General features: G+C 64.5%; 4 protein-coding genes. 1 reads left to right on the top strand and 3 read right to left on the bottom strand.

Annotation, left to right across the window (positions count from 1 at the left end; genetic code table 11):
* Positions 1 to 85: 85 nt before the first annotated feature.
* On the top strand, positions 86 to 532 hold the full coding sequence (locus tag EB084_22450) for a hypothetical protein (GenBank protein ID NDD31025.1): 447 nt from the start codon (positions 86 to 88) through the stop codon (positions 530 to 532).
* 92 nt (positions 533 to 624) lie between these two features.
* Here the strand turns inward: EB084_22450 and higA are convergent, their stop codons facing one another.
* From higA to thrS, 3 genes are all read right to left on the bottom strand, one after another.
* Positions 625 to 909 carry an addiction module antidote protein, HigA family gene (gene higA / locus EB084_22445; GenBank protein NDD31024.1) on the bottom strand — a complete coding sequence of 95 codons (285 nt, stop codon included), beginning with the start codon at positions 907 to 909 and terminating at the stop codon, positions 625 to 627.
* Between the two features lie 13 nt (positions 910 to 922).
* The gene (locus EB084_22440; GenBank protein ID NDD31023.1) at positions 923 to 1,198 is read right to left on the bottom strand and encodes a type II toxin-antitoxin system RelE/ParE family toxin; all 276 of its coding nucleotides are present in this window, start codon (positions 1,196 to 1,198) and stop codon (positions 923 to 925) included.
* 155 nt (positions 1,199 to 1,353) lie between these two features.
* Positions 1,354 to 3,150: threonine--tRNA ligase (gene thrS / locus EB084_22435; GenBank protein NDD31022.1), on the bottom strand; the 1,797-nt coding region annotated here is incomplete at its 5' end.

Below are 3,150 nucleotides of genomic sequence, written 5' to 3'. Positions count from 1 at the left end.
CCAGAGAGGGTCGCGCGGCCTTCAATCTGGGCCTGGCCCTTCACAGGGGACATCCCTGTGCGATTGGCGAGAGGAGCATCTCAACATGGAGTTCCGGAAGAAGGCGGTTCTGTGCCTGGCTGCCCTGGGAGGTGCGCTGCTGCTCCAGCAGGGGGCGGATGCGCAGGGCGGCGCGCGCCCGGATGTCGTGGAGGTTCAGAAGCTGACGGTCAACGTGCTTCAGCTGCAGCAGCAGGTCACTGCCCTCAAGGCCGACGTGGCGGCGCTCCAGGCGAGCAACAACCAGCTGAAGAGCCAGGTCGCAAACCAGGAGCAGGGCATGAAGCCCCTGTGGTCTCAGGTGAACCAGGACAACAAGCGCATCGCTGACCTCAAGGACGCCCAGACGAAGATGGAGCTTGCCCAGACCAAGATGCTGGATGCCTACAAGAAGCACTCACACAAGTACCAGCACTTCATTCCCAAAGGCGGGGTAGGGCCTGGCGATCAGTGGGCCAACGGAGATACCGGCTGGCCCAGCCTGACCCCCTGAGACCAGGGGCTGTTCGGGCCGCGCTCTCGCCGAACACGTAGCGATGGCGTGATGACGCCATGTTGCGCCGCGCGGTTCGGCGAAGTTCGGTTCTAGACGCGCGGCTTCACGGTGCTGCGGATGACGGGGCCGGATGTCTGCTCGGCCGTTCGCAGCTCGTACAGGCTCTGCAGGTTCATCCAGAGGTCTGGCGAGGTACCAAGCCACTGGCTGAGGCGCAACGCGGTATCGGCAGTCATGGCTCGCTTGCCCGCGATGATCTGTGAGATGCGATTGGCCGGAACATGCAGCAGTCGCGCCAGTTCGGCCGCGCTGATCTCAAGTGCGTTCAGCTCATCAGCCAGAAATTCGCCAGGATGGATGGGACGCCGTTGCATGGGCATTCTCCGTTCAATGATAATCGGTGATCTCGATGTTGAAGGGTCTTGGTTCACTATCAGGCCATTCAAAACAGAGTCGCCACTGCTGATTGATGCGAATGCTGAACTGCCCTGCGCGCTTTCCTGAGAGTGCTTCGAAACGATTGCTGGGAAGACGCATGAGATCGGTCTTGCTGATCGCGGCCTCGAGCAGATCGAGGCGCCTTTCGGCCTGGTCTTTGAACGCCTCAAACTCCTTGATCCTATTGCCCCGAGCGAAGCGTTCCGTTCGTCGGTCTCGATACATGCGCCGCTCTGGCTGCTCGGATTTGTCGCTCACTCCATCATGGTAGTGCCCATGACGCTGTACGTCAAGCGTACATGCGGATGTTCGGCGAAGTTCGGTTCCGAACGGCGGGGGCGCCAGCGGAGAGCCGGCGTGCCTCCTGCGCCGTGCCCCTCCTACGCCGTGGGGATGTCCTGGCGGGTTGTGACCTCTTGGCGCAGGCGATCTGCGATCTGGGCCAGGGGCATCGACTTGAGGTCGACGCCGCTGCGCAGGCGCACCGAGACCTCGCCCTGCTCGGCTTCCTTGTCTCCCACCACCAGCATGTAGGGCACCTTCATGAGCTGGGCGTTGCGGATCTTCTTCTGCATCGACTCGCGGCCGTCGTCGAGCTCGACGCGCAGCGTGCCCTGCAGGCCCGTGCCGCTCGACGCGCGCAGGGTCTTCAAAACGGTGTGGGCGTAGTCGACATGCCGATCGGCGATGGGGATCACCACCGCCTGCACCGGTGAGAGCCAGGTCGGGAAGGCGCCGGCGTAGTGCTCGATGAGCACCGACATGAAGCGCTCCACCGAGCCCAGCACGGCGCGATGGATCATCACCGGACGCGCCGGGTTGCCGTCGGGGGCCACGTAGGTGAGGTCGAAGCGCTCGGGCAGGTTGTAGTCGAGCTGAATCGTGGCCAGCTGCCAGGGCCGGCCGAGCGCGTCGACGGCGGTGAAGTCGATCTTGGGGCCATAGAAGGCGGCCTCGCCTGCCTCCTCGCGGAACGGCACGCCCCGCGCCTGCAGCAGGCCGCGCAGGGTGCCCTGCGACAGGGTCCACACCTCCGGGCCGCCCAGGTACTTGTCCGGGTAGCGCTCATCCCACAGCGAGAGCCGCACCGACAGATCCATGCCGAACACCTTGTAGAAGGCGTCGATGATGTCGTAGATGCGCCCCACCTCTTCGGCGATCTGCTCGGGCGTGCAGAAGACGTGGGCGTCATCCTGGGTGATGGCGCGCACCCGCGAGAGCCCCGAGAGCACGCCCGGCAGCTCGTCGCGGTACACGGCGGTCACCTCAGAGAAGCGCAGCGGCAGGTCGCGGTAGCTGCGTCTGCGGCAGGCGTAGATCTGGGTGTGGTGCGGGCAGTTCATGGGCTTGATGCAGTAGTCTTCGCCGCCCTTGCCGCGCACGTGGAAGAGGTCGTCGGCGAACTTGTCCCAGTGGCCGGAGGTCTTGTACAGATCGTTCTTGGTGATGTGCGGAATGGTGACGCGCTCATAGCCCATGGGCTCTTGCAGCGACTGCACGAAGTCTTCGAGCAGGCGGCGCATGAGCGTGCCGCGCGGGGTGAACAGCGGCAGCCCCGGACCCACCAGATCAGAGAACGTGAACAGGTCGAGGGCGACGCCGAGGCGGCGATGGTCGCGCTTCTTCGCCTCCTCGATGCGGAAGAGGTGCTGCTCGAGGTCTTCCTTGGTGGCGAAGGCCGCGCCGTAGATGCGCTGCAGCTGGGGGTTCTTCTCGTTGCCACGCCAGTAGGCGCCGGCCAGGCTCATGAGCTTGAAGACGCCGATCTCGTTCGAGATGCTCACGTGGGGGCCGCGGCAGAGGTCGACGAAGTCGCCGGTGTGGTAGAACGACACGGTGGAGGCGCCGTCGGTGCCCACGGCGTCGTCGTCGCCCGTCTCTTCGGCCACAGCCGTGCTGCCCTTCTCCTTGAGCAGATGGAGGAGCTCGACCTTGAAGGTCTGTCCGCGCTTCTCCATCTCGGTGATGGCGTCATCGATCGACATCTCGACCCGCTCGTAGGCGAGCTTCTTGTTGCGCAGCTCGCGCATCTTGTTCTCGATCTTGGGCAGGTCTTCATCAGTGAGCTTCACCGGCACGTCGACGTCGTAGTAGAAGCCGTGCTCGACGGCGGGGCCCACGCCGAAGCGCGCTTCCGGCCACAGCTGCTGGATGGCCGCCGCCATGAGGTGGGCGGC

It is taken from the genome of Pseudomonadota bacterium (genome assembly GCA_010028905.1).
In the GTDB taxonomy this organism is placed as follows: domain Bacteria; phylum Vulcanimicrobiota; class Xenobia; order RGZZ01; family RGZZ01; genus RGZZ01.
The sequence above is the reverse complement of the archived record's forward strand: the minus strand, read 5'-3'. Positions and strand labels throughout refer to the sequence as shown.

Coding starts and splice junctions, on each gene's coding strand:
- EB084_22450 (NDD31025.1), top strand. CDS start 86: ATGGAGTTCCGGAAGAAGGCGGTTCTGTGCCTGGCTGCCCTGGGAGGT.
- higA (NDD31024.1), bottom strand. CDS start 909: ATGCAACGGCGTCCCATCCATCCTGGCGAATTTCTGGCTGATGAGCTG.
- EB084_22440 (NDD31023.1), bottom strand. CDS start 1,198: ATGTATCGAGACCGACGAACGGAACGCTTCGCTCGGGGCAATAGGATC.